General features: G+C 52.2%; 19 protein-coding genes. 13 read left to right on the top strand and 6 right to left on the bottom strand.

Annotated elements, in window-relative coordinates; all coding sequences use genetic code 11:
* Window positions 1–22: 22 nt before the first annotated feature.
* From HV345_RS05040 to queF, 3 genes are all read right to left on the bottom strand, one after another.
* Complete coding sequence (locus HV345_RS05040) at window positions 23–1,312, bottom strand: HAAAP family serine/threonine permease (RefSeq protein WP_016154247.1); 1,290 nt, start codon at window positions 1,310–1,312, stop codon at window positions 23–25.
* Window positions 1,313–1,874: 562 nt separating this feature from the next.
* Window positions 1,875–3,239 (bottom strand): nucleotide 5'-monophosphate nucleosidase PpnN, encoded by a 1,365-nt coding sequence (ppnN, locus tag HV345_RS05045; protein WP_003840366.1) that lies wholly within the window; start codon window positions 3,237–3,239, stop codon window positions 1,875–1,877.
* A 113-nt stretch (window positions 3,240–3,352) separates the two neighbouring features.
* Window positions 3,353–4,201: an NADPH-dependent 7-cyano-7-deazaguanine reductase QueF gene (gene queF, locus HV345_RS05050; protein WP_016154246.1), complete on the bottom strand. Its 849-nt coding sequence runs from the start codon at window positions 4,199–4,201 to the stop codon at window positions 3,353–3,355.
* Between the two features lie 68 nt (window positions 4,202–4,269).
* Between queF and syd the strand changes: the two genes are divergently transcribed.
* The 8 genes from syd (at window position 4,270) to HV345_RS05090 (ending at window position 12,673) form a co-directional block, all read left to right on the top strand.
* Window positions 4,270–4,815, top strand: a complete 546-nt coding sequence (syd, locus tag HV345_RS05055) for a SecY-interacting protein (RefSeq protein ID WP_181636330.1) — start codon at window positions 4,270–4,272, stop codon at window positions 4,813–4,815.
* A gap of 631 nt (window positions 4,816–5,446) precedes the next feature.
* Window positions 5,447–5,776 carry a YqcC family protein gene (locus HV345_RS05060; protein ID WP_016154244.1) on the top strand — a complete coding sequence of 110 codons (330 nt, stop codon included), beginning with the start codon at window positions 5,447–5,449 and terminating at the stop codon, window positions 5,774–5,776.
* Complete coding sequence (gene truC / locus HV345_RS05065; protein WP_161623245.1) at window positions 5,776–6,558, top strand: tRNA pseudouridine(65) synthase TruC; 783 nt, start codon at window positions 5,776–5,778, stop codon at window positions 6,556–6,558. Before HV345_RS05060 ends, truC begins: the two co-directional genes overlap by 1 nt.
* A 19-nt stretch (window positions 6,559–6,577) precedes the next feature.
* Complete coding sequence (locus HV345_RS05070; RefSeq protein WP_047499385.1) at window positions 6,578–7,027, top strand: flavodoxin; 450 nt, start codon at window positions 6,578–6,580, stop codon at window positions 7,025–7,027.
* 365 nt (window positions 7,028–7,392) lie between these two features.
* Entirely contained in the window at window positions 7,393–8,745 is a 1,353-nt protein-coding gene (gene gudP / locus HV345_RS05075) for a galactarate/glucarate/glycerate transporter GudP (protein ID WP_016154241.1), read from the top strand.
* A 2-nt stretch (window positions 8,746–8,747) separates the two neighbouring features.
* Window positions 8,748–10,088 (top strand): enolase C-terminal domain-like protein, encoded by a 1,341-nt coding sequence (locus HV345_RS05080; RefSeq protein WP_181627440.1) that lies wholly within the window; start codon window positions 8,748–8,750, stop codon window positions 10,086–10,088.
* A gap of 20 nt (window positions 10,089–10,108) precedes the next feature.
* Window positions 10,109–11,449, top strand: coding sequence for a glucarate dehydratase (gudD, locus tag HV345_RS05085; protein WP_103284169.1), 1,341 nt, complete (start codon window positions 10,109–10,111; stop codon window positions 11,447–11,449).
* An 81-nt stretch (window positions 11,450–11,530) separates the two neighbouring features.
* Entirely contained in the window at window positions 11,531–12,673 is a 1,143-nt protein-coding gene (locus HV345_RS05090; protein WP_016157351.1) for a glycerate kinase, read from the top strand.
* Window positions 12,674–12,732: 59 nt separating this feature from the next.
* Here the strand turns inward: HV345_RS05090 and barA are convergent, their stop codons facing one another.
* Window positions 12,733–15,480, bottom strand: coding sequence for a two-component sensor histidine kinase BarA (gene barA / locus HV345_RS05095; protein WP_047357900.1), 2,748 nt, complete (start codon window positions 15,478–15,480; stop codon window positions 12,733–12,735).
* A 57-nt stretch (window positions 15,481–15,537) separates the two neighbouring features.
* On the opposite strand from barA, the gene rlmD reads away from it, so the two are divergent.
* The 5 genes from rlmD (at window position 15,538) to eno (ending at window position 23,341) form a co-directional block, all read left to right on the top strand.
* Complete coding sequence (gene rlmD / locus HV345_RS05100) at window positions 15,538–16,836, top strand: 23S rRNA (uracil(1939)-C(5))-methyltransferase RlmD (protein WP_181636331.1); 1,299 nt, start codon at window positions 15,538–15,540, stop codon at window positions 16,834–16,836.
* Between the two features lie 100 nt (window positions 16,837–16,936).
* Window positions 16,937–19,171 carry a GTP diphosphokinase gene (gene relA / locus HV345_RS05105; protein ID WP_181636332.1) on the top strand — a complete coding sequence of 745 codons (2,235 nt, stop codon included), beginning with the start codon at window positions 16,937–16,939 and terminating at the stop codon, window positions 19,169–19,171.
* Window positions 19,172–19,301: 130 nt separating this feature from the next.
* A complete protein-coding gene (gene mazG / locus HV345_RS05110) occupies window positions 19,302–20,093 on the top strand; it encodes a nucleoside triphosphate pyrophosphohydrolase (protein WP_016154234.1) in 792 nt (263 codons plus the stop codon).
* 224 nt (window positions 20,094–20,317) lie between these two features.
* A complete protein-coding gene (gene pyrG / locus HV345_RS05115; protein ID WP_016154233.1) occupies window positions 20,318–21,955 on the top strand; it encodes a glutamine hydrolyzing CTP synthase in 1,638 nt (545 codons plus the stop codon).
* Window positions 21,956–22,042: 87 nt separating this feature from the next.
* The gene (eno, locus tag HV345_RS05120; protein ID WP_003034129.1) at window positions 22,043–23,341 is read left to right on the top strand and encodes a phosphopyruvate hydratase; all 1,299 of its coding nucleotides are present in this window, start codon (window positions 22,043–22,045) and stop codon (window positions 23,339–23,341) included.
* Between the two features lie 47 nt (window positions 23,342–23,388).
* Here eno and HV345_RS05125 read toward each other — a convergent pair whose 3' ends face one another.
* Together HV345_RS05125 and HV345_RS05130 are read right to left on the bottom strand one after the other, a co-directional pair.
* The gene (locus HV345_RS05125; protein ID WP_115190286.1) at window positions 23,389–24,024 is read right to left on the bottom strand and encodes a LuxR family transcriptional regulator; all 636 of its coding nucleotides are present in this window, start codon (window positions 24,022–24,024) and stop codon (window positions 23,389–23,391) included.
* 250 nt (window positions 24,025–24,274) lie between these two features.
* Window positions 24,275–24,790, bottom strand: a complete 516-nt coding sequence (locus HV345_RS05130) for a fimbrial protein (protein ID WP_181636333.1) — start codon at window positions 24,788–24,790, stop codon at window positions 24,275–24,277.
* Between the last annotated feature and the right edge of the window lie 26 nt (window positions 24,791–24,816).

Raw genomic sequence — 24,816 nt, forward strand, 5'->3', positions numbered from 1 at the left:
CCCGAGGAGCGGCGCAGGGGAATTAACTGAACAGAGAGTAGAAAATAGCGGAGATAGCGATCAGGCCCATAATCACAACGAAGACGTTGCTGATATGGCCGCTGTATTTACGCATTGCCGGTACTTTCTGAATTGCATACATCGGCATCAGGAACAGAATCATCGCGATGATTGGGCCACCCAGGGTTTCAATCATACCGAGGATACTTGGGTTCAGCGTCGCCACAATCCAGGTGGTTACCAGCATGAACAGCGCAGTGATTTTGTTCAGTTTGTTGATTTCGATGGTTTTGCCTTTGCCGCGCAGAGACTTAATCACCATACCGTTGAAACCTTCACGTGCGCCCAGGTAGTGGCCGAGGAAGGATTTGGTGATAGCGATAATCGCGATGATCGGTGCCATCCAGGCAATGATCGGCGCGTTAAAGTGGTTTGCCAGGTAAGACAGGATAGAGATGTTCTGCTCTTTCGCTGCAGCCAGATCCGCTGGGGTCAGGCTAAATACGCAGCTGAAGACGAAGAACATAACGGTCAGCACCATCATGATGTGAGCGAATGCCAGAATCTTAGAGCATTTCTTCTCAGCTTCATCACCGTATTCTTCACGCTTCGCCACGGCGAAGGAGGAGATGATCGGTGAGTGGTTAAAGGAGAACACCATTACCGGAATTGCCAGCCACAGGGTCAACAGCAGTCCGTTGCCGGTGGTTGCTGCAGAGTCAAAGGACAGGGTTTCCAGAACTGCACCGCTCCACTGAGGGATCAGGTACAGCGCCAGCAGCATCAGGGCGGCAACAAACGGGAATACCAGGATGCTCATCGCCTTCACGATCATCTGCTCACCGAAACGCACGATGGTCATCATGCCGACAATCAGGATCAGAGACAGGATTGCGCGCGGCGGCGGCGTAATTGCCAGCTGGTGGGTCAGGAAGCTTTCGACGGTGTTGGTGATTGCTACGCTGTAGACCAACAGAATTGGGTAGATAGCGAAGAAGTAGAGCAGGGTAATCAGTTTACCTGCGCCTACACCAAAGTGTTCTTCTACAACTTCAGTAATGTCTTCACCCGGATTTTTACCGGACAGCACGAAGCGAGTCAGGCCGCGGTGTGCAAAGAAGGTCATTGGGAAAGCAAGGATCGCCATGATGATCAGCGGAATCATACCGCCTACGCCTGCGTTAATCGGCAGGAACAATACACCCGCGCCAATCGCCGTGCCGTAAAGGCCCAGCATCCACATGGTGTCTGTCTTGCGCCATGCGCTGCGGGTCTGGCCCGTAACGATAGTGCTGGTTTGAGTGTTTTCCATCTATTTCTCCTGGAGGAAGCTTAAAAAGTCGGGTTTGGGATCAATCCAATGAGAAAATACCCGACTGTAAATCGAAATTCGTTGAGCGATTTTTTATATAATTTTTCGCCGTAATAATTTGCGGGCGGAAAGATACATTTTAGTAATGAATGTATCAGTGATCGCGATCCCAAATGCAATAATCCACCTTTTATGTGGATAAATTTGGACCATTAATCTGTTAAAAAATAGTCAAAGCGAATTTACGGGCGCGAAGGCTAACATTAACGACATATATCATGAAAGCGAAGGCGCGAAGATACGAGCGTTACGCTGTAAAAACTGTTGTTTTTAGAGGATTTTGGCGACTAATAATAATTTCCTAAGATAAATCACGGTTGGGTTTTGAAGGTAATCGTTTGCGTAGCGCGTTATTTTTAATGAAACATCATTGGTATTTATATGATCGTCTGAGCTATGTGACTGGTATCACTAAAAAAAGCCGGGAGGCTGATGCGCCAAACCCGGCTTTGATATGGACAAAACTGTCACCGCGATAGCATCTGCTGGCGGCTGTTGGAGGTTAGGCGCAAATCTCGTAGCAAGGGATATACGCGGAGCCAGGTAACTTCATACGATGCTGTGCAACAAAGCCCTGCAGGAGATCGTCCATGCGGCGCATCATTTCGCGGTCACCGTGGATTTTGTACGGGCCAAACTCTTCGATGGCGCGGATCCCGACTTCCTTCACGTTACCGGCTACAATCCCCGAGAACGCACGGCGCAGGTCTGCCGCCAGTACTTCCACGGGTTGATCCGGGTACAGCTTCAGGTTAGCCATGTTTTCATGGGACGGCTCGAACGGCATCTGCAAATCAGGTGCAATACGAATCGACCAGTTAAAGCTGTAGGCATCACCGGTGTCACGGCGGTTCTCTTTCACCAGCGGCATCGCTTTTTTCATCAGACGAGCCACTTCTGCTGCATCGTCTATGATAATGCGATAGTGGCGACGCGCATCTTCCCCCAGCGTGTGCACGATAAATTCGTCCAGCACGCGGAAGTAATCGGCGCTCTCTTTTGGTCCAGTCAGGATCAGCGGTAAAACCTGATCTTTATTGGCCGGGTTCATCAGGATCCCCAGCAGATACAGCAGCTCTTCTGCTGTCCCTACGCCGCCTGGGAAGATGATTATACCGTGGGCGATACGCACGAACGCTTCCAGACGTTTTTCAATGTCCGGCATGATGATCAGTTCGTTAACCAGCGGGTTAGGCGGCTCAGCGGCAATGATTGACGGTTCGGTCATACCGATAAAGCGGCTGTCTTTGTATCGTTGCTGGGCGTGACCGACCGCAGCGCCTTTCATTGGCGCTTCCATCGCCCCCGGACCACAGCCGGTACAGATGTTCAGTTCGCGCAGGCCCAACTGGGTACCAACGCGACGGGCGTACAGGTACTCATTTTCGTTGATTGAGTGACCCCCCCAGCAGACGACCATGTTCGGCGCTTCACCCACGTGTAGCGCCCGGGCATTGCGCAGGATCGAGAATACCAGGTTGGTAATATGCACCGAGCTTTCAAGATCCAGATGCTGAAAGCGACCGGCGTTATGGATCTGGCCATTGACGAACAGAATGTCGCGCAGCACAGCAAACAGGTTGGCCTGCAGTGCGCGAATAATGCGTCCATCAACAAACGCATCTTCAGGCGGGTTGATCAGTTCCAGCTTTACGCCCCGTTCGCGGCGCAGCACGTTAATGTCGAAACTTTCAAAGCGTGACAGCAGCTCTTTGCTGTTGTCGGTCAAACTGCCGGAGTTCAGAACGGCAAGCGAACAGTTACGAAACAGTTGATACAGGTCGCTGCTGGCCGTGCGTTTAAGCATATCGACTTCCAGCTGCGACAACATGTCCATTGAGCCAAGCGGGCTAATATGTGTAATCAAGTAAACTCCTTATGGGACGCAACACGTCATTCCCTGTTGATTACAATAGCCCTGGCTTATGACCTTTCACAACCTTGCGCGCGGAATCCGGCACGCAAAATTGAGAAAAAAGATTACTGACGTACCAGACGCCCCGTTGCCGGAGTGAAATCGGTGTTGGTGCGCCATGGGTTAATGTCCAGGCCGCCACGTCGCGTGTAGCGTGCGTAAACGCTCAGTTTCTCCGGCTGGCAGAAGCGCAGAATGTCATTGAAAATGCGTTCCACGCACTGCTCGTGAAACTCATTATGGTGACGGAAGGAGACCAGATAACGCAGCAGCTTCTCGCGATCGATTTTTCGTCCGCGATACTGAATCTGTATGGAGCCCCAGTCCGGCTGGTGGGTGATCAAGCAGTTAGACTTCAGCAGATGGCTGACCAGCGTCTCTTCCACCGCTTTTTCACCGCCAACGGCATTTTCCAGATACTCTGTGCTGAACTGGTAGTTATCGATGACGATATCCTGATTGTCGATACAGGTGCCGTTAAAGTGGGCTATCGGTTGTCCTTCCAGTTCGTCAAGACGGTACAGCGCTACGCTGACATCACCCTGAGCACAAGCGCGCAGATCGTTTTCCAGCGTCTGGCGTACCGCATCCCAGGAATCAAAACGCGTCTGGTTAAAACTGTTCAGGTAAAGCTTAAAGCTTTTCGATTCGATCAGATTTACGCTGGTGTAATCCAGTTCTACATGACCGACCGCTACCTGCGGTAAACCGTTGGCATTCAGCCAAGACAGTTCATATAGCGTCCAGATATCGGCACCGTGAAAAGGCAGATTATCGGCCTGTAAATCCAGCGGGTCGCGGTTCAGGCTGCGTGGAACGCCCTGCAGCAGGCTGGCATCGTAATTGTCACGGTAATCTGTTGATTTACCGAGAGTCAGGCCGTCAAGCGCCTGATGATTTTCATAAGAGGACATGTTTCACCGTCATAAACCAGATACACTATGCGACAAGTGTATCCTGGCTTTTGTGAAGAGAGAAATCAGTGGACGAATTGACAGCGCAGGCGTTGACAGCCTTTACGACACGTTATTGCGACGCATGGTACGAAAAAAACAACAGCTGGCCCCTCAGCGAAGAGCTGTATGGCGTACCTTCTCCGTGCATCATTTCTTCCACAGACGATGCGGTATTCTGGCAACCTCAGCCTTTTGTAGGCGAAAAAAACCTCAATGCGGTTGAACGCGCCTTTGATATCGTGATACAACCAGCCGTTCACGCTTTTTACACCACCCAGTTTGCTGGGGACATGCACGCGCAGTTTGCGGATGAAAAACTAACGCTGCTGCAAACCTGGAGCGAAGACGACTTCAGGCGCGTTCAGGAAAACCTGATTGGTCACCTGGTTACGCAAAAGCGCCTCAAGCTGTCGCCTACGCTTTTTATTGCCACCCAGGACAATGAGCTTGACGTCATTTCGGTGTGCAATCTCTCCGGTGAAATGTGCAAAGAAACGCTGGGAACCCGTAAACGAACGGTACTGGCGGGCTCACTTGCGGAATTTCTCACTCAGCTTAAGCCAGTTCTGTAATCCAGATTGCCCTGAACCTTGTGAGAGATCTCTTACAAACCCTGTAGGACATTGCCAGGTAATAAGTAAAGACTTAATGAACGGATAAAATAATTATTCCTTATTATTCATAAAGTTAATGTTTTATTGTCAACTTTCATACGAAAATAATCTTAAGGGAGTGTCTGTAAGCATCTTGTAAGACAAGGCGAAACAGGCGATTCTATATCTGTCGACAAGGAGTCGCACAACGAAGAGAACATCAGGATGATGGCCCTTCGGCAGGACACACCAGGACGGTGTTACAAGGACAGGCTTCAGGATGAAGCAAAGCGGAAAGCGCTGGATGCGTTAAGGGACACCTCCAGGATGGAGAATGAGAGCCGGTCAGGATGTTCGGCGGGTCAGGATGGCCAGGACACTTCAGGATGAAGTTTTCACATCGGGGTGGTGTGAGCAGGATGCACAAGTTCAGGATGAACAAGGTCGCAAGACCACAGGAAAAGTTGTCACGGATGAGCAGGGAGCACTAAAAGTAGCTGGAACGCTGCGAAACGAACCGGGAGCACTGTTTTTACAGTGCTCCCTTTTTTTATTTCCCTTCACTAGTGCTATTCTTCGCGCCAGATTTTTCATCATTGAGGTTAATTTCATGACGACTCATGACCGTGTGCGCCAGCAGTTACACGCGCTTGAAGCGCTACTGCGTGAACATAATCACTGGCGGTTGGATGAGCCTGCAGAGCATCTGTTTACCAGCACGCAGCCTTTTTGTATGGATACCATGGAGCCGGTTGAGTGGCTGCAATGGGTATTGATTCCCCGCATGCATACGCTGATTGATAACGCTCAGCCGCTTCCGCAGGCTTTTGCCGTCGCACCGTATTACGAAATGGCGTTGGCAGCCGATCACCCGCAACGCGAAATTCTCCTGACGGCATTGCAGGAGTTGGATGCACTGTTTACAAGTGATAACGCCTGATGCTGGAGATTCTGTATCAGGACGAATGGCTGGTCGCAGTTAACAAACCTTCGGGCTGGTTGGTTCACCGCAGTTGGCTCGACCGGGATGAGAAAGTGGTGGTGATGCAAACAGTACGCGACCAGATTGGTCAGCACGTTTTTACCGCCCACCGACTCGACAGACCGACTTCTGGAGTACTGCTGATGGGGCTGTCCAGCGAAGCCGGGCGGTTGCTGTCCCAGCAATTTGAACATCATCAAATTCAGAAACGCTATCATGCGATTGTGCGTGGTTGGCTGATGGATGATGCCGTGCTGGATTACCCGCTGGTCGAAGAACTGGATAAGATCGCCGATAAATTTGCCCGTGATGATAAAGGCCCGCAGCCTGCCGTCACCCATTATCGCGGTTTGGCGACGGTTGAGATGCCGGTAGCGACCGGGCGTTATCCGACGACCCGTTACGGATTGGTGGAACTGGATCCTAAAACCGGTCGAAAACACCAGCTCAGACGTCATCTGGCACACTTACGCCATCCAATTATCGGCGACAGTAAGCACGGTGATTTGCGGCAAAACCGCAGTGCCGCTGAGCACTTTGGTTGTCAGCGTTTGATGCTTCATGCCAGCCAGCTTGCGCTGATCCATCCTTTTACCGGCGAACCGCTGGTTATTCGCGCCGGGCTGGATGATGTCTGGATGCAGGCGCTATCACAGTTTGGCTGGCGTGGACTTCTCCCTGAGAATGAAAGGGTTGAGTTCAGCGGGCTGTCAGGTCAGGATGAGCAGATAGATTCTTAAGTCCCAGGAGATTACGGTTATGGCGGAAATTGGAATTTTTGTCGGCACGATGTACGGAAACGCGTTGCTGGTTGCCGAAGAGGCCGAAGCTATTTTGACGGCGCAGGGTCATAAAGCCACGGTGTTCGAAGATCCCGAGCTCAGCGACTGGCAGGCATATCAGGAAAAATATGTGCTGGTGGTGACCTCAACGACCGGGCAGGGCGATCTGCCGGATAGCATCGTGCCGCTGTTTCAGGGAATCAAAGATAATCTCGGTTTCCAGCCAAATCTGCATTACGGGGTAATTGCGCTGGGTGACAGTAGCTATGTTAATTTCTGCAATGGCGGCAAGCAGTTCGATGCACTGCTGCAGGAACAAAGCGCCCACCGTGTTGGGGAAATGCTGCTGATTGACGCCAGCGAGCATCCTGAACCGGAAAGCGAATCCAATCCCTGGGTAGAAAACTGGGGAACCTTGCTTAAATAACCTTTCGCCCGGCAGCACTTTGCTTGCACGGGCCTGTTACTCTCTTTTGGATCGTAGGCCGGGTAAGGCGTTGCTACCCGGCAACAAATCGCCCACCAAACGCCAATTTCGTGAAGCATCTTCCATTCCCTTAGGCTTATGCCATAAACAACCTCATTCACCTCCCACAATGTTGTGTTTTTGCACGGTGAGGGTAAGAGGCACTCCTTCATATACTTTTCCCGTCAGTTCCCGAAAAGGCAGCGAGTCAGAATAAAACGGCCCTGAGCTGTACCAAAACTGCCACACACTAACCTCTCATTCTGATCACCCTACAGGTGCTGTACAGAATGAACTGGCGAAAGCCAAGATTCAGGAGTGCAACAATGAGTTCATTAAGTCAGGCGGCGAGCAGCGCGGAAAAACGCACTAACGCTCGCTACTGGATAGTGGTGATGCTGTTTATCGTCACATCCTTCAACTACGGCGATCGCGCCACCTTATCCATCGCCGGCTCGGAGATGGCCAAAGATATTGGTCTGGATGCGGTAGGGATGGGGTATGTATTCTCCGCTTTTTCATGGGCCTATGTTATCGGTCAGATCCCCGGCGGCTGGCTGCTCGACCGCTTCGGTTCAAAACGTGTTTACTTCTGGTCCATTTTTATCTGGTCGATGTTTACCCTGCTGCAGGGCTTCGTCGATATCTTCAGCGGCTTCGGCATTATCGTTGCGCTGTTTACCCTGCGCTTCCTCGTGGGGTTAGCCGAAGCGCCATCCTTCCCTGGCAACAGTCGTATTGTGGCGGCGTGGTTCCCGGCGCAGGAAAGGGGCACGGCGGTCGCTATTTTTAACTCGGCGCAGTACTTTGCCACCGTGATCTTCGCGCCAATCATGGGCTGGTTGACCCACGAAGTGGGCTGGTCGCATGTGTTCTTCTTTATGGGCGGTCTCGGGATTGTTATCAGCTTTATCTGGCTGAAGGTGATTCATGAACCGAACCAGCATCCGGGCGTAAACCAAAAAGAGCTGGACTACATTGCCGAAGGCGGAGCGCTGATCAATATGGATCAGGCGGCAGCCAAAGCCAAAGTGCCGTTCAGCGTGAAGTGGGGGCAGATCAAGCAACTGCTGGGCTCACGAATGATGATCGGTATTTATATCGGCCAATACTGCATAAATGCGCTGACCTACTTCTTTATCACCTGGTTCCCGGTTTATCTGGTACAGGCACGCGGTATGTCGATTTTGAAAGCCGGTTTTGTTGCCTCGGTCCCGGCCATTTGCGGATTCGCAGGCGGCGTGCTCGGCGGCATTATTTCCGACTGGCTGATGCGCCGTACCGGTTCGCTGAATATCGCCCGTAAAACGCCAATCGTACTGGGTATGCTGTTGTCGATGGTGATGGTGTTCTGTAACTACGTCAACGTGGAGTGGATGATCATCGGCTTTATGGCGCTGGCCTTCTTCGGCAAAGGTATCGGTGCGTTGGGATGGGCGGTGATGGCCGATACTGCGCCAAAAGAGATCAGCGGTTTGAGCGGCGGTCTGTTCAATATGTTTGGCAACATCTCCGGTATCGTTACGCCAATTGCTATCGGCTACATCGTAGGTACCACTGGCTCGTTTAACGGTGCGTTGATTTACGTCGGGGTGCATGCGCTGATTGCTGTAGTGAGCTATCTGGTGCTGGTGGGTGATATTAAACGTATCGAACTGAAACCTGTCGCAGGGCAATGATGATGACAACACAATCGAGTCCCATTATTACCGATATGAAGGTCATTCCGGTGGCCGGTCATGACAGCATGCTGCTCAATATTGGCGGGGCGCATAACGCATACTTTACCCGCAATATCGTCGTGCTCACCGATAACGCCGGAAATACCGGCGTCGGTGAAGCGCCGGGCGGCGAAGTGATTTATCAGACGCTGGTGGACGCGATTCCACAAGTGTTGGGCCAGGAAGTCGCGCGCCTGAATAAGGTGGTTCAGCAGGTGCATAAAGGCAACCAGGCCGCTGATTTTGACACCTTTGGTAAAGGTGCCTGGACCTTTGAGCTGCGGGTTAATGCGGTGGCCGCGCTGGAAGCTGCACTGCTCGACCTGCTGGGCAAGGCGCTGAACGTGCCGGTCTGCGAACTGTTAGGGCCAGGCAAGCAGCGCGATGCGGTCACCGTGCTCGGCTATCTGTTCTACGTGGGAGATCGCAGTAAAACCGATCTGCCGTATCTGGATAGCACGCCGGGTAACCATGAGTGGTATCACCTGCGTCACCAACAGGCGATGAACAGTGAGGCGGTGGTACGTCTGGCTCAGGCTTCGCAGGATCGCTACGGCTTTAAAGATTTCAAACTCAAAGGCGGTGTGCTGCCTGGCGAGCAGGAAATCGACACCGCTCGCGCGTTGAAACAATGCTTCCCGGATGCGCGTATTACGGTCGACCCTAACGGTGCCTGGCTGCTGGATGAAGCTATCTCCTTGTGTAAAGGGCTGAACGATGTTCTGACTTACGCCGAAGATCCGTGCGGCGCAGAACAGGGTTTTTCTGGCCGCGAAGTGATGGCCGAGTTCCGCCGTGCAACCGGTCTGCCGGTAGCAACGAATATGATAGCCACCAACTGGCGTGAGATGGGCCATGCGGTGATGCTCAACTCGGTAGATATTCCACTGGCCGATCCGCACTTCTGGACCCTTTCCGGCGCGGTGCGCGTGGCACAGTTATGCGATGACTGGGGACTGACCTGGGGCTGCCACTCTAACAATCATTTTGATATTTCCCTGGCGATGTTCACCCACGTCGGTGCCGCTGCGCCGGGCAACCCAACGGCGATCGACACCCACTGGATCTGGCAGGAGGGCGATTGCCGCCTGACCAAAAATCCGCTGGAGATTACACACGGAAAAATTGCGGTACCCGACGCGCCCGGCCTGGGCGTGGAACTGGACTGGGATCAGGTACAGAAAGCGCATGAAGCCTATAAGGCGCTGCCCGGCGGCGCGCGTAATGACGCAGGCCCGATGCAGTATCTGATCCCTGGATGGACTTTTGACCGTAAACGTCCCGTTTTCGGCCGCCACTAATTTTGAATAAGGACTTAATTATGAGCGCACAATTTACTACCCCAGTCGTAACCGCGATGCAGGTGATCCCGGTTGCGGGCCATGACAGCATGCTGATGAATCTGAGCGGCGCACATGCCCCGTTCTTCACGCGTAATATTGTGATTATCAAAGATAACTCCGGTCATACCGGCGTGGGTGAGATTCCCGGCGGCGAAAAAATTCGTCAGACCCTGGAAGATGCCATTCCGCTGGTGGTGGGCAAAACGTTAGGTGAATACAAAAACGTATTGAATGCGGTCCGCAATACCTTTGCCGAGCGTGATGCCGGTGGCCGTGGTTTGCAGACCTTCGATTTACGTACCACTATTCATGTGGTTACCGGGATCGAAGCGGCCATGTTGGATCTGCTGGGTCAGCATCTGGGCGTTAACGTCGCATCTCTGCTGGGCGACGGTCAGCAGCGTAGCGAAGTTGAAATGCTGGGTTATCTGTTCTTCGTCGGTAACCGTAACGCGACGCCGCTGCCGTATCAGAGCCAGCCAGATGAGAAATGCGACTGGTATCGCCTGCGTCATGAAGAGGCGATGACCCCGGATGCAGTGGTGCGCCTGGCGGAAGCCGCATATGAGAAATATGGTTTCAACGATTTCAAACTGAAAGGCGGGGTGTTGGCCGGGGAAGAAGAAGCGGAATCTATTGTGGCGCTGGCGAAACGCTTTCCACAGGCACGCGTCACGCTCGATCCCAATGGTGCGTGGTCGCTGAATGAAGCGATTAAAATTGGTAAGTACCTGAAAGGATCGCTGGCTTATGCGGAAGATCCGTGCGGCGCCGAGCAGGGGTTCTCAGGCCGTGAAGTCATGGCGGAATTCCGTCGTGCTACCGGTTTGCCGACCGCCACCAACATGATCGCCACCGACTGGCGTCAGATGGGACATACGCTGTCGTTGCAGTCCGTGGATATCCCGCTGGCGGATCCGCACTTCTGGACTATGCAGGGTTCTGTCCGCGTTGCGCAGATGTGTCATGAGTTTGGGCTGACCTGGGGCTCGCACTCTAACAACCACTTTGATATTTCGCTGGCGATGTTTACTCATGTTGCGGCGGCGGCGCCGGGCAAAATTACCGCTATCGATACCCACTGGATCTGGCAGGAAGGCAATCAACGCCTGACCAAAGAGCCGTTTGAAATCAAAGGCGGCATGGTGCAGGTACCGGCGAAGCCGGGTCTGGGCGTGGAGCTGGATATGGATCAGGTTATGAAAGCTCACGAGCTGTATCAGCAACATGGACTTGGAGCGCGCGATGATGCCATGGGAATGCAGTATCTGATCCCGAACTGGACGTTTGATAATAAGCGTCCGTGCATGGTACGCTAAGCGAACTGGGACCGCTCCCATAGAGGGGCGGTTTTTCTCCTGGTGTATGCTTAACACAGTCAACATGCGTAAGGATGCTTTATGAAAATAGTAATCGCACCGGATTCCTATAAGGAAAGTTTGAGTGCGCTTGAAGTGGCAACGGCTATTGAACTGGGATTTCGTGAGATCTGGCCTGAGGCGAATTACGTGAAGATCCCGGTCGCGGATGGCGGTGAGGGAACGGTCGAAGCGATGGTTGCCGCAACGCAAGGCCACCTTGTGCATGTTGATGTTACCGGCCCCCTGGGTAAAACGATTCAGGCATTTTATGGTTTATCCGGGGATGAGCGTTCGGCGTTTATCGAAATGGCGGCCGCCAGCGGACTGGAGCAGGTTCCCGCAGGTTTACGCGATCCGCTGAAAACGACCTCCTGGGGAACCGGGGAGCTAATCCGTCATGCGCTGGATGCGGGCGTTGAACATATCATTATCGGCATTGGCGGCAGCGCCACCAATGATGGCGGTGCCGGGATGGTGCAAGCGCTGGGAGCAAAATTACTGGATGCGCAAAATAACGATATTGCTCATGGCGGGACTGGCCTTGAATCACTCGCCCGGATTGATATTTCTCAGCTAGACCCGCGCCTTGCCGCGTGCCGTATTGAAGTGGCCTGCGATGTGACTAATCCGTTGACCGGTGAAGAGGGGGCCTCTGCGGTCTTCGGTCCGCAAAAGGGGGCGACGCCGGAGATGATTCTTCGTCTTGATCGGGCGCTCACGCATTATGCGCAACTCATTGCCCGCGATCTGGACGTCAACGTGCTGGAACTGGCGGGTGGTGGCGCGGCTGGTGGTATGGGGGCGGCACTGTATGCGTTTTGCGGTGCGCAGTTACGCTGCGGTATTGAGGTCGTGACGGATGCGTTACACCTCGACGACTGCGTTGCGAATGCGGATTTAGTGGTCACGGGTGAAGGACGTATCGACAGCCAGACCATTCACGGTAAGGTTCCGGTTGGCGTGGCGAAGGTGGCAAAGCGTTACAACAAACCGGTTATCGGCATTGCTGGCAGCCTGACGGCTGATGTCGGTGTTGTACATGAGCATGGGCTGGATGCGGTTTTTAGCGTTATCTATACCGTTTGCACACTGGATGAGGCGCTGAAGAACGCGAGTGAGAACGTGCGAATGACGGCGCGAAATGTGGCCGCGACCCTGAAAGCGGGTCAGCAATTACGTTGAATGATGTGGCATGAAGGCCGGATAAGACGCGTGAGCGTCGTCATCCGGCAATCAGATCTTTACCCTAACAACTTCTTCGCTTCGCGCGCAACGTTATCCATTTCATCCAGAAGCTCTAAAAACTCAGGCTCCAGCTCTTCTTCTTTGCTCCCGCTACGTAATTGCTGCTCAATCAGCTGACACAGGTTTTTCATGCGGGGAACGCCGCTATAACCGCAACTGCCATGCAGTTTATGGATCATATCCACCAGTCCTTCAGGGTTTTCACCGACCAGCTGTTCTTCAATTTTATTACGCACTTCGGGCAGAAAATCGAGCAGCATTTGCAGCATATCCCGCGCCAGATCGTTTTTACCGGCGGCTTGCCTTAACGCCAGTTGCCAGTCGAGTGTGGTATTCGGATTGACGACCGGTTCAACAGCGAGCGCCCTCAGCGATGAGCTCGCGCCGGGTTTGTAGCGTAACAGCAGATTATGCAGCTTATCTTCTTCGATAGGCTTCGCCAGGTAATCGTTCATCCCGGCGCTGAGCAGCTTCTCTTTTTGCCCAGCCATGGCATGCGCGGTGACCGCAATGACCGGCGTCTGTTGTTGATGAGGAAGCTGGTGGATCAGTTCGCAGGCGCGAATACCGTCCATGTCTGGCATCTGAATATCCATCAGGATGAGATCAAACTGCATCTGTTTGGCGCGATCCACAGCCTGATGTCCGCTGTCGCAGAGCACGACGTGCTGCACTTTATCTTCCAGCAGTGCGCCAATCAGCTTGAGGTTCGCCGGGTTGTCGTCCACTGCCATGACGGTCATCGCAATTTTGCTCTCGTCTAACAGTAGCGGAGCCGCGCTGTGGTTCAGTTGACAATACTCTGTCAACGCTGGCAGTAAGCGGGTTGAGGTAAGAGGTTTCAACAGGCACGCCGCCGCGCCGCCCTGCTTTAATTTCTCGGCGTTGATCTGCGCATGGCAAGGCAGAGCCAGTAACAAAAAGTCGGTCATCGCCGCTGCGCTTGCCAGCCGCTCATGCTGCATGGTGAGCGGTTCGCGTAAAGTGACCGGTATGCCAAGCAGCAGAATATCGTAGTGATCCTTCGGCAGCCCGGAGAATGAAGGGCTGTAAATCACCTCCAGCGGCGTTTCACTCAAGATATCTAACGTGCATTGCGCGGCTGTTGCGTTAGGTTCAACGTAGGCCAGCCGCTTTCCGGCCAGACAGTGCGTGGTTGAGCGATCCACGAGAACGTTAGGGTTGAGATCGAGGCTGATATGGAACCAGAACGTGGAGCCCCGGTTCGGCTGGCTGTGGAAGGAGATATCCCCGCCCATTTCATTGACCAGCTTTTGCGTAATGACCAGACCCAGTCCGGTCCCGCCGTGGCGGCGGGAAATACTGGCATCGGCCTGGCGGAAGGCCTGGAACAGGCGTGACTGATCGCGCTCAGGGATGCCAATTCCGGTATCGCGGATTTGCACTTCAATTTGCACTTTCGTGTTACTGAGGGCGCGTTTCTCGACCAGAATGTCGATATTGCCGCCTTCGGTAAATTTGATGGCATTGCCAACCAGATTAGTGATTACCTGCTGTAAGCGCAGCGGGTCCCCGATGACGTTGTCCGGCACGTCATTCTTAATATTTAGCGTCAGCTCAAGCCCTTTATCATGGGATGAGTGCGCTAACAGCGTGACGACGTCATCCAGCGTGCTACGCAGCGGGAATGGGATGCTTTCCAGAATCAGTTTGCCCGCCTCAAGTTTGGAGAAGTCGAGCACATCATTGATGATGGCCAACAGATTGTTGGCCGAGCGTTCAATCGTATTCAGGTGATCGCGCTGCGTCGTGTTGAGCTCGGTTTTAAGCGTCAGGCGGGTGAAGCCAATCACGCCATTCAGCGGCGTACGCAGCTCATGCGACATGTTAGCCAGAAACTCAGACTTAATACGCGCCGCTTCCTGGGCGCGTTTCTTCGCCAGATCCAGTTCGACGTTCTGGATTTCCATCTGCTCCAACGTTTCGCGCAGGTCAGAGGTGGCCTGGTCGATGTTGTGCTGCATCTCTTCATGGTAGGCCGCAAGTGACATCGCCATCGAGTTGATGCCATTTTTGAGCATATCCAGCTCGCCCAACATGAAACCTTCGACGCGGCTGTCGAGCTGGCCTCTACGTATTCGGTCAACGGTATTCACCATATTGCGAATCGGGCCAGTCACGTCGCGCATCAGACGCCAGCCAAAAATTAACGCAATACCGATACAAAACAGCATCATTACGCTGGAGATAAAGATCTCTTTATACTGCTGCAATCTTACTGACTTGAGGTCCAGCTCAAGCGCCACATACCCCAGCATATTTTCCGTATTTTTGGCGTCGCTGACGGCAGATTCATCCGGCGAATAGCTTTCCGATATAATTGGCGTTCGCAGGATCATGATATCCCCGAGCCGGGTGACGCTCAGCTTACGGGGAAATGGTGAACCGGTTGCCAGCTGCATTTCAGACGGATCGAGATGAAAATTGGATGTGACAAACAGCCGGTTATTCTCGTCATAGACAGAAATTGCCCGCACGATATCGGAATGGCGACGATGCAGCACGCTGATAAGTTGGCCGATGGATTCTCTGTTTTGCAGATTCATGCCATATTCGCTGGAGACCGCGAGTGGCTCAATGATGCTGGCGCCAGCATCTTCCAGTTGACGCTGCAAGTCGTTATAGCGATGCACAACAAAAAAGATACTGAGCAGCAAACCAATCAGGACGGTCGGGGCCAGGATCAGAATCATCATGCGTGCGCGCAGGCTGTAGTTGGTCATGGAGTTCCGTTATGGGACAATTAGGGTCACACTGTTAAATAGAGAAATATCTCGTCGATGGCGCAATTCTACTCTGCAAAACGACGCGTGACGACGCGTCAGATCATAACCGTTACCGTCAATGACCTTGATCCTTTCGGCCAGGGCGTTGCTCGCCATAACGGAAAGGCGTTGTTTATACCGGAATTGCTACCTCAGGAAAGCGCCGAGGTGGTGATTACCGAAGATAAAAAACAGTTCGCCCGCGCGCAAGTAAAACGACGTTTAAACGACAGTCCGCAGCGTGAAGTGCCACGTTGCCCGCATTTTGGCGTGTGCGGCGGCTGCCAGCAGCAGCATGCCAGCATCTCGTTGCAGCAGCGTAGCAAAAGCGCGGCGTTGTCGCGTTTAATGAAATGTGAAGTGTCGGATGTTATAGCTGATACCCCGTGGGGCTATCGTCGTCGCGCCAGGTTGAGCCTGAACTATCGGCCAAAAGAACAAAAATTGCAGATGGGGTTTCGCAAATCCGCATCCAGCGACATTATCGATGTTAAACAATGCCCTATTTTGGTGCCCCAGCTTGAAGCGCTCTTGCCCCACATCCGGGCGTGTCTGGAAAGTCTGCAAGGGTTACGCCATCTTGGTCATGTCGAGCTGGTGCAGGCGGGGAGCGGAACCCTGATGATTTTGCGCCACATGGCGCCATTAAGTGCTCAGGATAAAGAAAAACTGGAATGCTTTTCGCATTCTCAGGGGCTGTCTTTGTTTCTGGCCCCGCAAAGCGAGATACTGGAATCAATATCAGAAGAGTCGCCCTGGTATGACTCAAATGGGCTACGGTTAACCTTCAGCCCGCGTGATTTTATTCAGGTCAATGAAGGGGTAAACCAACAAATGGTGGCCCGTGCGCTCGAATGGCTTGATGTGCAACCTGAAGATCGCGTACTCGATCTGTTCTGTGGAATGGGTAATTTTACCCTGCCGCTGGCAACCCGGGCTGCAAACGTGGTGGGGGTGGAAGGGGTACCGGCGCTGGTGGAAAAAGGCCGGGAAAACGCGCTGAATAACGGATTACACAATGTGACATTCTTTCATGAAAACCTTGAGGAAGATGTTACCCGGCAGCCGTGGGCGAAAAACGGATTCGACAAAGTATTGCTCGATCCTGCGCGTGCGGGGGCTGCAGGTGTGATGCAACATATTATAAAATTAGAACCTATACGCGTTGTTTATGTATCCTGTAACCCGGCAACGCTGGCTCGTGACAGCGACGCTTTGCTCAACGCGGGATATGCCATACGGCGACTGGCGATGCTTGATATGTTCCCGCACACTGGACACCTGGAATCAATGGTCCTGTTTGAGCGTATGTAATAAATTTTGTACCCATTGGATTTCGGGTGGTAATGCAGCGTGAAAGACAATGGGTATGGCTTGTCGACTTCGACAGGCCAGGCCCCTTAAGGAGAGGACAATGGTTGCGGTAAGAAGTGCACATATAAATAAAGCTGGTGAGTTTGATCCAAAGAAATGGATCGCGAGTCTGGGGATCTCCAGCCAGCAGTCGTGTGAACGCTTAGCCGAAACCTGGGCGTACTGCCAGCAGCAGACACAGGGGCATCCGGATGCGGATCTGCTGTTATGGCGTGGCGTGGAGATGGTTGAAATACTCTCCATGTTGAGCGTGGATATCGACACGCTGCGCGCAGCAATGCTGTTCCCTCTGGCAGATGCCAACGTGGTCAGTGAAGACATCCTGCGCGAGAGCGTGGGCAAATCCATTGTTCATCTTATCCACGGCGTGCGGGATATGGCGGCAATACGCCAGCTTAAGGCCACTCATACCGATTCAGTCTCTTCCGAACAGGTCGATAACGTTCGCCGCATGCTGCTGGCTATGGTGGATGATTTCCGCTGTGTGGTCATCAAGCTGGCGGAGCGGATTGCACATCTGCGTGAAGTGAAGGACGCTCCAGAAGATGAACGCGTTCTGGCGGCAAAAGAGTGCACCAATATCTATGCGCCGCTGGCCAACCGTTTGGGTATCGGGCAATTAAAATGGGAACTGGAAGATTACTGCTTCCGTTACCTGCACCCGGCTGAATACAAACGTATTGCCAAGCTGCTGCACGAACGTCGCATCGATCGCGAGCATTACATTGATGAGTTCGTCGGTCATTTGCGCTCAGAGATGAAAACGGAAGGCGTCAAAGCCGAAGTGTACGGACGTCCGAAACACATCTACAGCATCTGGCGCAAAATGCAGAAAAAGCAGCTGGCCTTCGATGAACTTTTCGACGTGCGCGCGGTGCGTATCGTGGCGGAGCGTTTACAGGACTGCTATGCCGCGCTCGGGATAGTGCATACTCACTATCGCCATCTGCCGGATGAGTTCGATGACTATGTCGCTAACCCGAAACCCAACGGCTATCAGTCAATTCATACGGTTGTGCTGGGACCGGGCGGCAAAACCATTGAAATTCAGATCCGTACGAAACAGATGCACGAAGATGCCGAACTGGGCGTTGCGGCACACTGGAAGTACAAAGAGGGCACCGCTTCAGGCGTAGCGCGCTCTGGTCATGAAGATCGTATTGCATGGCTGCGTAAGCTGATCGCCTGGCAGGAAGAGATGGCGGACTCTGGTGAAATGCTGGATGAAGTCCGTAGCCAGGTCTTTGATGACCGAGTGTACGTCTTTACGCCAAAAGGCGACGTTGTGGACTTACCTGCGGGCTCCACACCGCTCGATTTTGCTTATCATATTCACAGTGATGTGGGGCATCGTTGCATTGGCGCGAAAATTGGCGGGCGCATCGTACCGTTTACCTACCAGCTGCAGATGGGCGATCAAATTGAAATTATCACCCAGAAACAGCCTAACCCAAGCCGCGACTGGCTGAACCCTAACCTCGGCTATGTAACCACCAGTCGGGGGCGTTCGAAGATCCACGCCTGGTTCCGTAAACAGGACCGCGACAAAAACATCCTTGCTGGCCGCCAGATCCTCGACGATGAGCTGGCGCATTTAGGCATTAGCCTGAAAGAAGCGGAAAAGCACCTGCTGCCGCGCTACAGCTTCAATGAGCTGGATGAGCTGCTGGCGGCGATTGGTGGGGGGGACATTCGCCTCAACCAGATGGTGAACTTCCTGCAGGCGCAGTTTAATAAGCCAAGCGCAGCCGAACAGGATGCCGCCGCGCTGAAACAGCTTCAGCAGAAAACGCAGGCGCCGCAGAGTCGCCGTAAAGACGACGGTCGCGTGGTGGTGGAAGGGGTGGGTAACCTGATGCACCACATCGCGCGCTGCTGCCAGCCGATTCCAGGCGATGAAATTGTCGGGTTTATCACTCAGGGCCGCGGTATTTCCGTGCACCGGGCGGATTGCGAACAGTTGACCGAGCTGCGCTCCCATGCGCCGGAACGTATTGTTGATGCGGTTTGGGGCGAAAGCTACTCGGCAGGATATTCGCTGGTGGTTCGCGTCCAGGCTAACGATCGCAGCGGCTTATTACGTGATATCACCACGATTCTTGCCAACGAGAAGGTGAACGTGCTGGGGGTTGCCAGCCGGAGTGATACCAAACAGCAACTGGCTACCATCGATATGACCATCGAAATCTATAACCTGCAGGTGCTCGGGCGCGTGCTTGGCAAGCTGAACCAGGTGCCGGATGTGATCGACGCACGTCGTCTGCACGGTAATTAATTATTTTATAGGCCAGATAAGTTTGCATGCCTGGTGAGGCGCGTTAGCGTTGCCATCAGGCATTGCCATGTTGCCGGATATCGGCTGTCGTCTTATCTGGCCTCGCGTATTGAAATTTCAGGATATTCCAATGAATCAAATCGACCGACTGCTCGGTATTATGCAGCGCCTGCGCGACCCGGAAAACGGTTGTCCCTGGGATAAAGAGCAGACATTCGCCACTATTGCCCCTTACACCCTCGAAGAAACCTATGAAGTGCTGGACGCAATTGCGCGGGAAGACTTCGACGACCTGCGTGGAGAACTGGGTGACTTGCTGTTCCAGGTGGTGTTTTACGCCCAGATGGCGCAGGAAGAAGGACGTTTCGATTTCAATGATATTTGCGCCGCTATCAGCGATAAGCTTGAGCGTCGCCACCCACATGTTTTTGCTGATGTTTCTGCCAGTAACAGCACTGAGGTATTGACCCGCTGGGAGCAAATCAAAAGCGAAGAACGCGCCCAGAAGGCGCAGCATTCCGCGCTCGACGATATTCCCCGTAGTTTACCGGCGTTAATGCGCGCCCAAAAAATCCAGAAACGCTGCTCTAATGTTGGCTTCGACTGGAAAACATTAGGACCGGTTGTCGACAAGGTTTACGAAGAGATCGATGAAGTCATGTTTGAGGCGAAGCAGGCTGTTGTCGACCAGGCTAAACTGGAGGAGGAAATGGGCGACCTGCTGTTTGCTACGGTCAATATGGCTCGGCATTTAGGCACTAAAGCAGAGACCGCATTGCAAAAAGCGAACGAGAAATTTGAGCGCCGTTTTCGTGAGGTTGAGCGAATTGTAGCGGCCCGGGGGCTGGAAATGACTGGTGTTGATCTGGAAACTATGGAAGAAGTCTGGCAACAGGTAAAACGGCAGGAAATTGATCTCTAAGGGATTTCGTCGGTCAAGGGCGATTTGTGTGATTTTTTAAATAACAAGCGCTTGATTTACGTCAAAAACATTTACCCCAAAGGGGCTATTTTCTCACTCCCGATGTTTATGTGAGCCTGGTGAAGAGGAGGAATAATGAAAGTTTGTGGCGCTCGTCATGTTCGGGTATACTACTTTCCCGTCTTGGTAATTCCATCGTTTCACCCTAACTTCTCAGGTCCAGCATGACAACGAACTATATTTTTGTGACCGGCGGGGTCGTATCCTCTCTGGGTAAAGGCATTGCCGCAGCCTCCCTGGCAGCCATTCTTGAGGCTCGTGGCCTCAACGTGACCATGATGAAACTGGATCCGTATATCAACGTCGATCCAGGTACTATGAGTCCAATCCAACACGGGGAAGTGTTCGTTACTGAAGACGGCGCTGAAACCGACCTGGACCTGGGTCACTATGAGCGTTTCATTCGTACCAAAATGACTCGCCGCAATAACTTCACTACCGGTCGAATTTACTCCGATGTCCTGCGCAAAGAGCGCCGTGGTGACTATCTGGGTGCAACCGTACAGGTTATCCCGCACATCACCAACGCGATTAAAGAGCGTGTCCTTGCCGGTGGCGAAGGTCATGACGTCGTTCTGGTTGAAATCGGCGGTACGGTCGGTGATATTGAATCCCTGCCATTCCTGGAAGCGATTCGCCAATTAGCGGTAGATATCGGTCGTGAACACGCGCTGTTCATGCACCTGACTCTGGTTCCTTACCTGGCCGCTGCCGGTGAAGTCAAAACTAAACCGACTCAGCACTCGGTAAAAGAGTTGCTGTCTATCGGTATCCAGCCTGACATTCTGATCTGTCGTTCCGATCGCGCGGTTCCGGCCAACGAACGTGCAAAAATTGCATTGTTCTGTAACGTGCCAGAAAAAGCCGTTATTTCAATGAAAGATGTCGATTCCATCTATAAAATTCCAGGCCTGTTGAAATCCCAGGGCCTTGACGATTATATTTGTAAACGATTCAGCTTGAACTGTCCGGAAGCTAATCTGTCAGAATGGGAACAGGTTATCTACGAAGAAGCGAATCCGGCAGGCGAAGTGACTATCGGTATGGTTGGCAAGTATATTGAACTGCCGGATGCCTATAAGTCAGTTATCGAAGCATTGAAGCACGGTGGTCTGAAGAATCGTGTCACCGTCAACATTAAGCTGATCGATTCGCAAGATGTCGAAACGCGCGGCGTTGAGATCCTGAAAGGTCTTGATGCAATCCTGATCCCTGGCGGCTTCGGCTACCGTGGTGTTGAAGGTAAGATCGCGACAGCGCGCTTTGCGCGTGAAAACAATGTTCCTTATCTGGGTATTTGCCTGGGTATGCAGGTTGCGTTGATTGAGTTTGCACGTAACGTAGTGGGTATGGATAACGCCAACTCCACGGAATTTGTGCCAGACTGTAAGTACCCGGTGGTGGCCCTGATTACCGAATGGCGCGATGAAGACGGCAACGTTGAAGTCCGTACCGAGAAGAGCGATCTGGGCGGCACAATGCGCCTTGGCGCCCAGCAGTGTCAGTTGAGCGACGATAGCCTGGTTCGTCAGCTGTACGGTGCGCCGACAATTGTTGAACGCCATCGCCACCGTTACGAAGTCAACAATATGCTGTTGAAACAGATTGAAGCTGCGGGTCTGCGTATTGCAGGCCGTTCCGGTGATGATCAGTTGGTCGAGATCATTGAGGTACCGAATCATCCGTGGTTCGTGGCCTGTCAGTTCCACCCGGAATTTACTTCCACGCCACGTGATGGGCACCCGCTGTTTGCCGGCTTTGTGAAAGCCGCCAGTGAACATCAGAAGCGTCAGGCGAAGTAAGAAGTAAAAAAGTTAGAACGGCAATGCACCCATCCGGGTGCATTGTTTGTCTGGAGTTTTAGTTTAACTTGTACTGAGGAAAATCTAATGTCCAAAATCGTTAAAATCATCGGTCGTGAAATCATCGACTCCCGTGGTAACCCGACTGTTGAAGCCGAAGTACACCTGGAAGGTGGTTTCGTTGGTATGGCAGCAGCTCCGTCAGGTGCTTCTACTGGTTCCCGCGAAGCACTGGAACTGCGCGACGGCGACAAATCCCGTTTCATGGGTAAAGGCGTACTGAAAGCTGTTGCAGCTGTTAACGGCCCAATTGCTCAGGCTCTGCTGGGTAAAGATGCTAAAGATCAGGCTGGCATCGACAAGATCATGATCGATCTGGACGGTACTGAAAACAAATCCAACTTCGGTGCAAACGCCATCCTGGCTGTGTCCCTGGCGAACGCCAAAGCAGCAGCAGCTGCTAAAGGCCTGCCGCTGTATGCACACATCGCTGAACTGAACGGTACTCCGGGCAAATACTCCATGCCGGTTCCGATGATGAACATCATCAACGGTGGTGAGCACGCTGACAACAACGTTGACATCCAGGAGTTCATGATTCAGCCGGTTGGCGCTAAAACCCTGAAAGAAGCCGTACGTATGGGTTCTGAAGTGTTCCACAACTTGGCTAAAGTTCTGAAAGCTAAAGGTATGAACACTGCAGTGGGTGACGAAGGCGGCTACGCGCCGAACCTGGGTTCCAACGCTGAAGCTCTGGCTGTAATCGCTGAAGCGGTTAAAGCAGCTGGCTACGAGCTGGGCAAAGACATCACCCTGGCGATGGACTGTGCAGCTTCTGAATTCTACAAAGACGGTAAATACGTTCTGGCTGGCGAAGGCAACAAAGCATTCACCTCCGAAGAATTCACTCACTTCCTGGAAGAACTGACCAAACAGTACCCGATCGTGTCCATCGAAGATGGTCTGGACGAGTCTGACTGGGACGGTTTCGCATACCAGACTAAAGTTCTGGGCGACAAAATCCAGCTGGTTGGTGACGATCTGTTCGTAACCAACACCAAGATCCTGAAAGAAGGCATCGAAAAAGGCATCGTTAACTCCATCCTGATCAAATTCAACCAGATCGGTTCTCTGACCGAAACTCTGGCTGCGATCAAAATGGCGAAAGACGCTGGCTACACCGCTGTCATCTCTCACCGTTCTGGCGAAACTGAAGACGCTACCATCGCTGACCTGGCTGTTGGTACCGCTGCAGGCCAGATCAAAACCGGTTCTATGAGCCGTTCTGACCGCGTTGCTAAGTACAACCAGCTGATTCGTATCGAAGAAGCTCTGGGTGAACAAGCGCCGTACAACGGTCGTAAAGAGATCAAAGGTCAGGCGTAATCCTGTTCTTTAACTCTTAATGTAAAAACCCGCTGCGGCGGGTTTTTTTATGCGTTCAGCGGAATTTGACGCAGATAAATCTGCTGGCTGTTTTTACCGGCAAGTTTCTGAAGGAAGCAAAATAGCGCATGATTCGTTCGCAGATTAAACTTTTTGCGGATGATGTATTTATGCACATAGAGCGTTTTCTCTGAGATTGACATGTTGCGGGCAATCTCAGATGTCGTTATGCCCTGACAGATAAAGGACATAATGCGCCTTTGCTGTCTGGTCAGGACTTTATGTGGACAATGAAAACATAATGTTTTCCCTGGCTGTATTTGCTTTTTTCTTGATTCCCGCCAGGCAGTTAATACTTTCTTTTTGACTGTCGACAGTGAGTCCTGTCGGTGAATAAAAATGATCCGGGCAATGCAAAAGGGCAGATCGGAAGGGGAGTCAATCACCTCATCAGTTAAGCCAATAATAATGCCTGTTGTCCTGTTCTGTAGTTCAGGAAAACACATGAGATGCTCTCCCGGAGCCAGAGAAATAACGACGATATCTGCCTTATCAAAGTTTTGTTGGGAGTAGGATGTTAAAAAGCCAATTTTATTGGCGGTTCTTCCAAGGAATATCTCTATAAAAAAATGTTTCAATCCTTCGCGATAAAATTCGTAAGGGTCCTGTATGAGTATTTTCATATTAAATATACCAGAGCCAGTAGAGGCATTTATTAATAATTAGGGTGGTTTTTTTAGTAATTCAAATTCATTTGCACCAAAGAATTAAACGTATTGGGAAGGGGGCAGATACCAGTCAGTAAAAAGATCGCTGGATACAGGGGACAAAGCGCCAGGATAGAATAATTCATTGGTTGCACCATGATAAATATCCTTTACACAGAAATAGTTCGGTTTACTGATAAGTCATTGTGAATTGCAAAATAGTAACTTAATTGTAAGTAAAGTTGGCCTGAACGATACCAGCGATCGTCCCCGGCATCACATTGCCTTTGGAATAGGCCCGGGCACGTAAATTGTATGTAACGGTACGATCGGCCAGGACTGATTGAGTAATATTCGTATTATTTCCTTTCAGGTAACCGGTGCTGACCTGGATCAGTTCTATCGCAACGTTCGCCGTTCCGGTGTTTTTATAGCGTACCGGAAAGTCGGGATCTTCCGTTCCGGTAAATGTCACGACCACGCTGGTGGTTCCCACCGGGCAACTGGCAAGGTTAATGGTAAAATTTACCGGGGTAGAGGTTGTACCTGACGCTGCAATATCTGCAGCCGGGATGTCTCCCAAATTAACATTGATATTGCTGCCACTGGCTACGACACACGGGGACGCAATAACTTTCCCGGTAATATTAATATTGACCGGTTCGGCCCCGGCAATATGGATTGTCGCTCCCAGATACAGCCCCGCCAGCGCCAGATGAATGAATCTTTTATGAATATTCATTTTATTCCTCTCCTTGTATAACTTTG

The sequence above is a fragment of the Citrobacter sp. RHBSTW-00986 genome, assembly GCF_013783065.1.
Lineage (GTDB): Bacteria > Pseudomonadota > Gammaproteobacteria > Enterobacterales > Enterobacteriaceae > Citrobacter > Citrobacter braakii.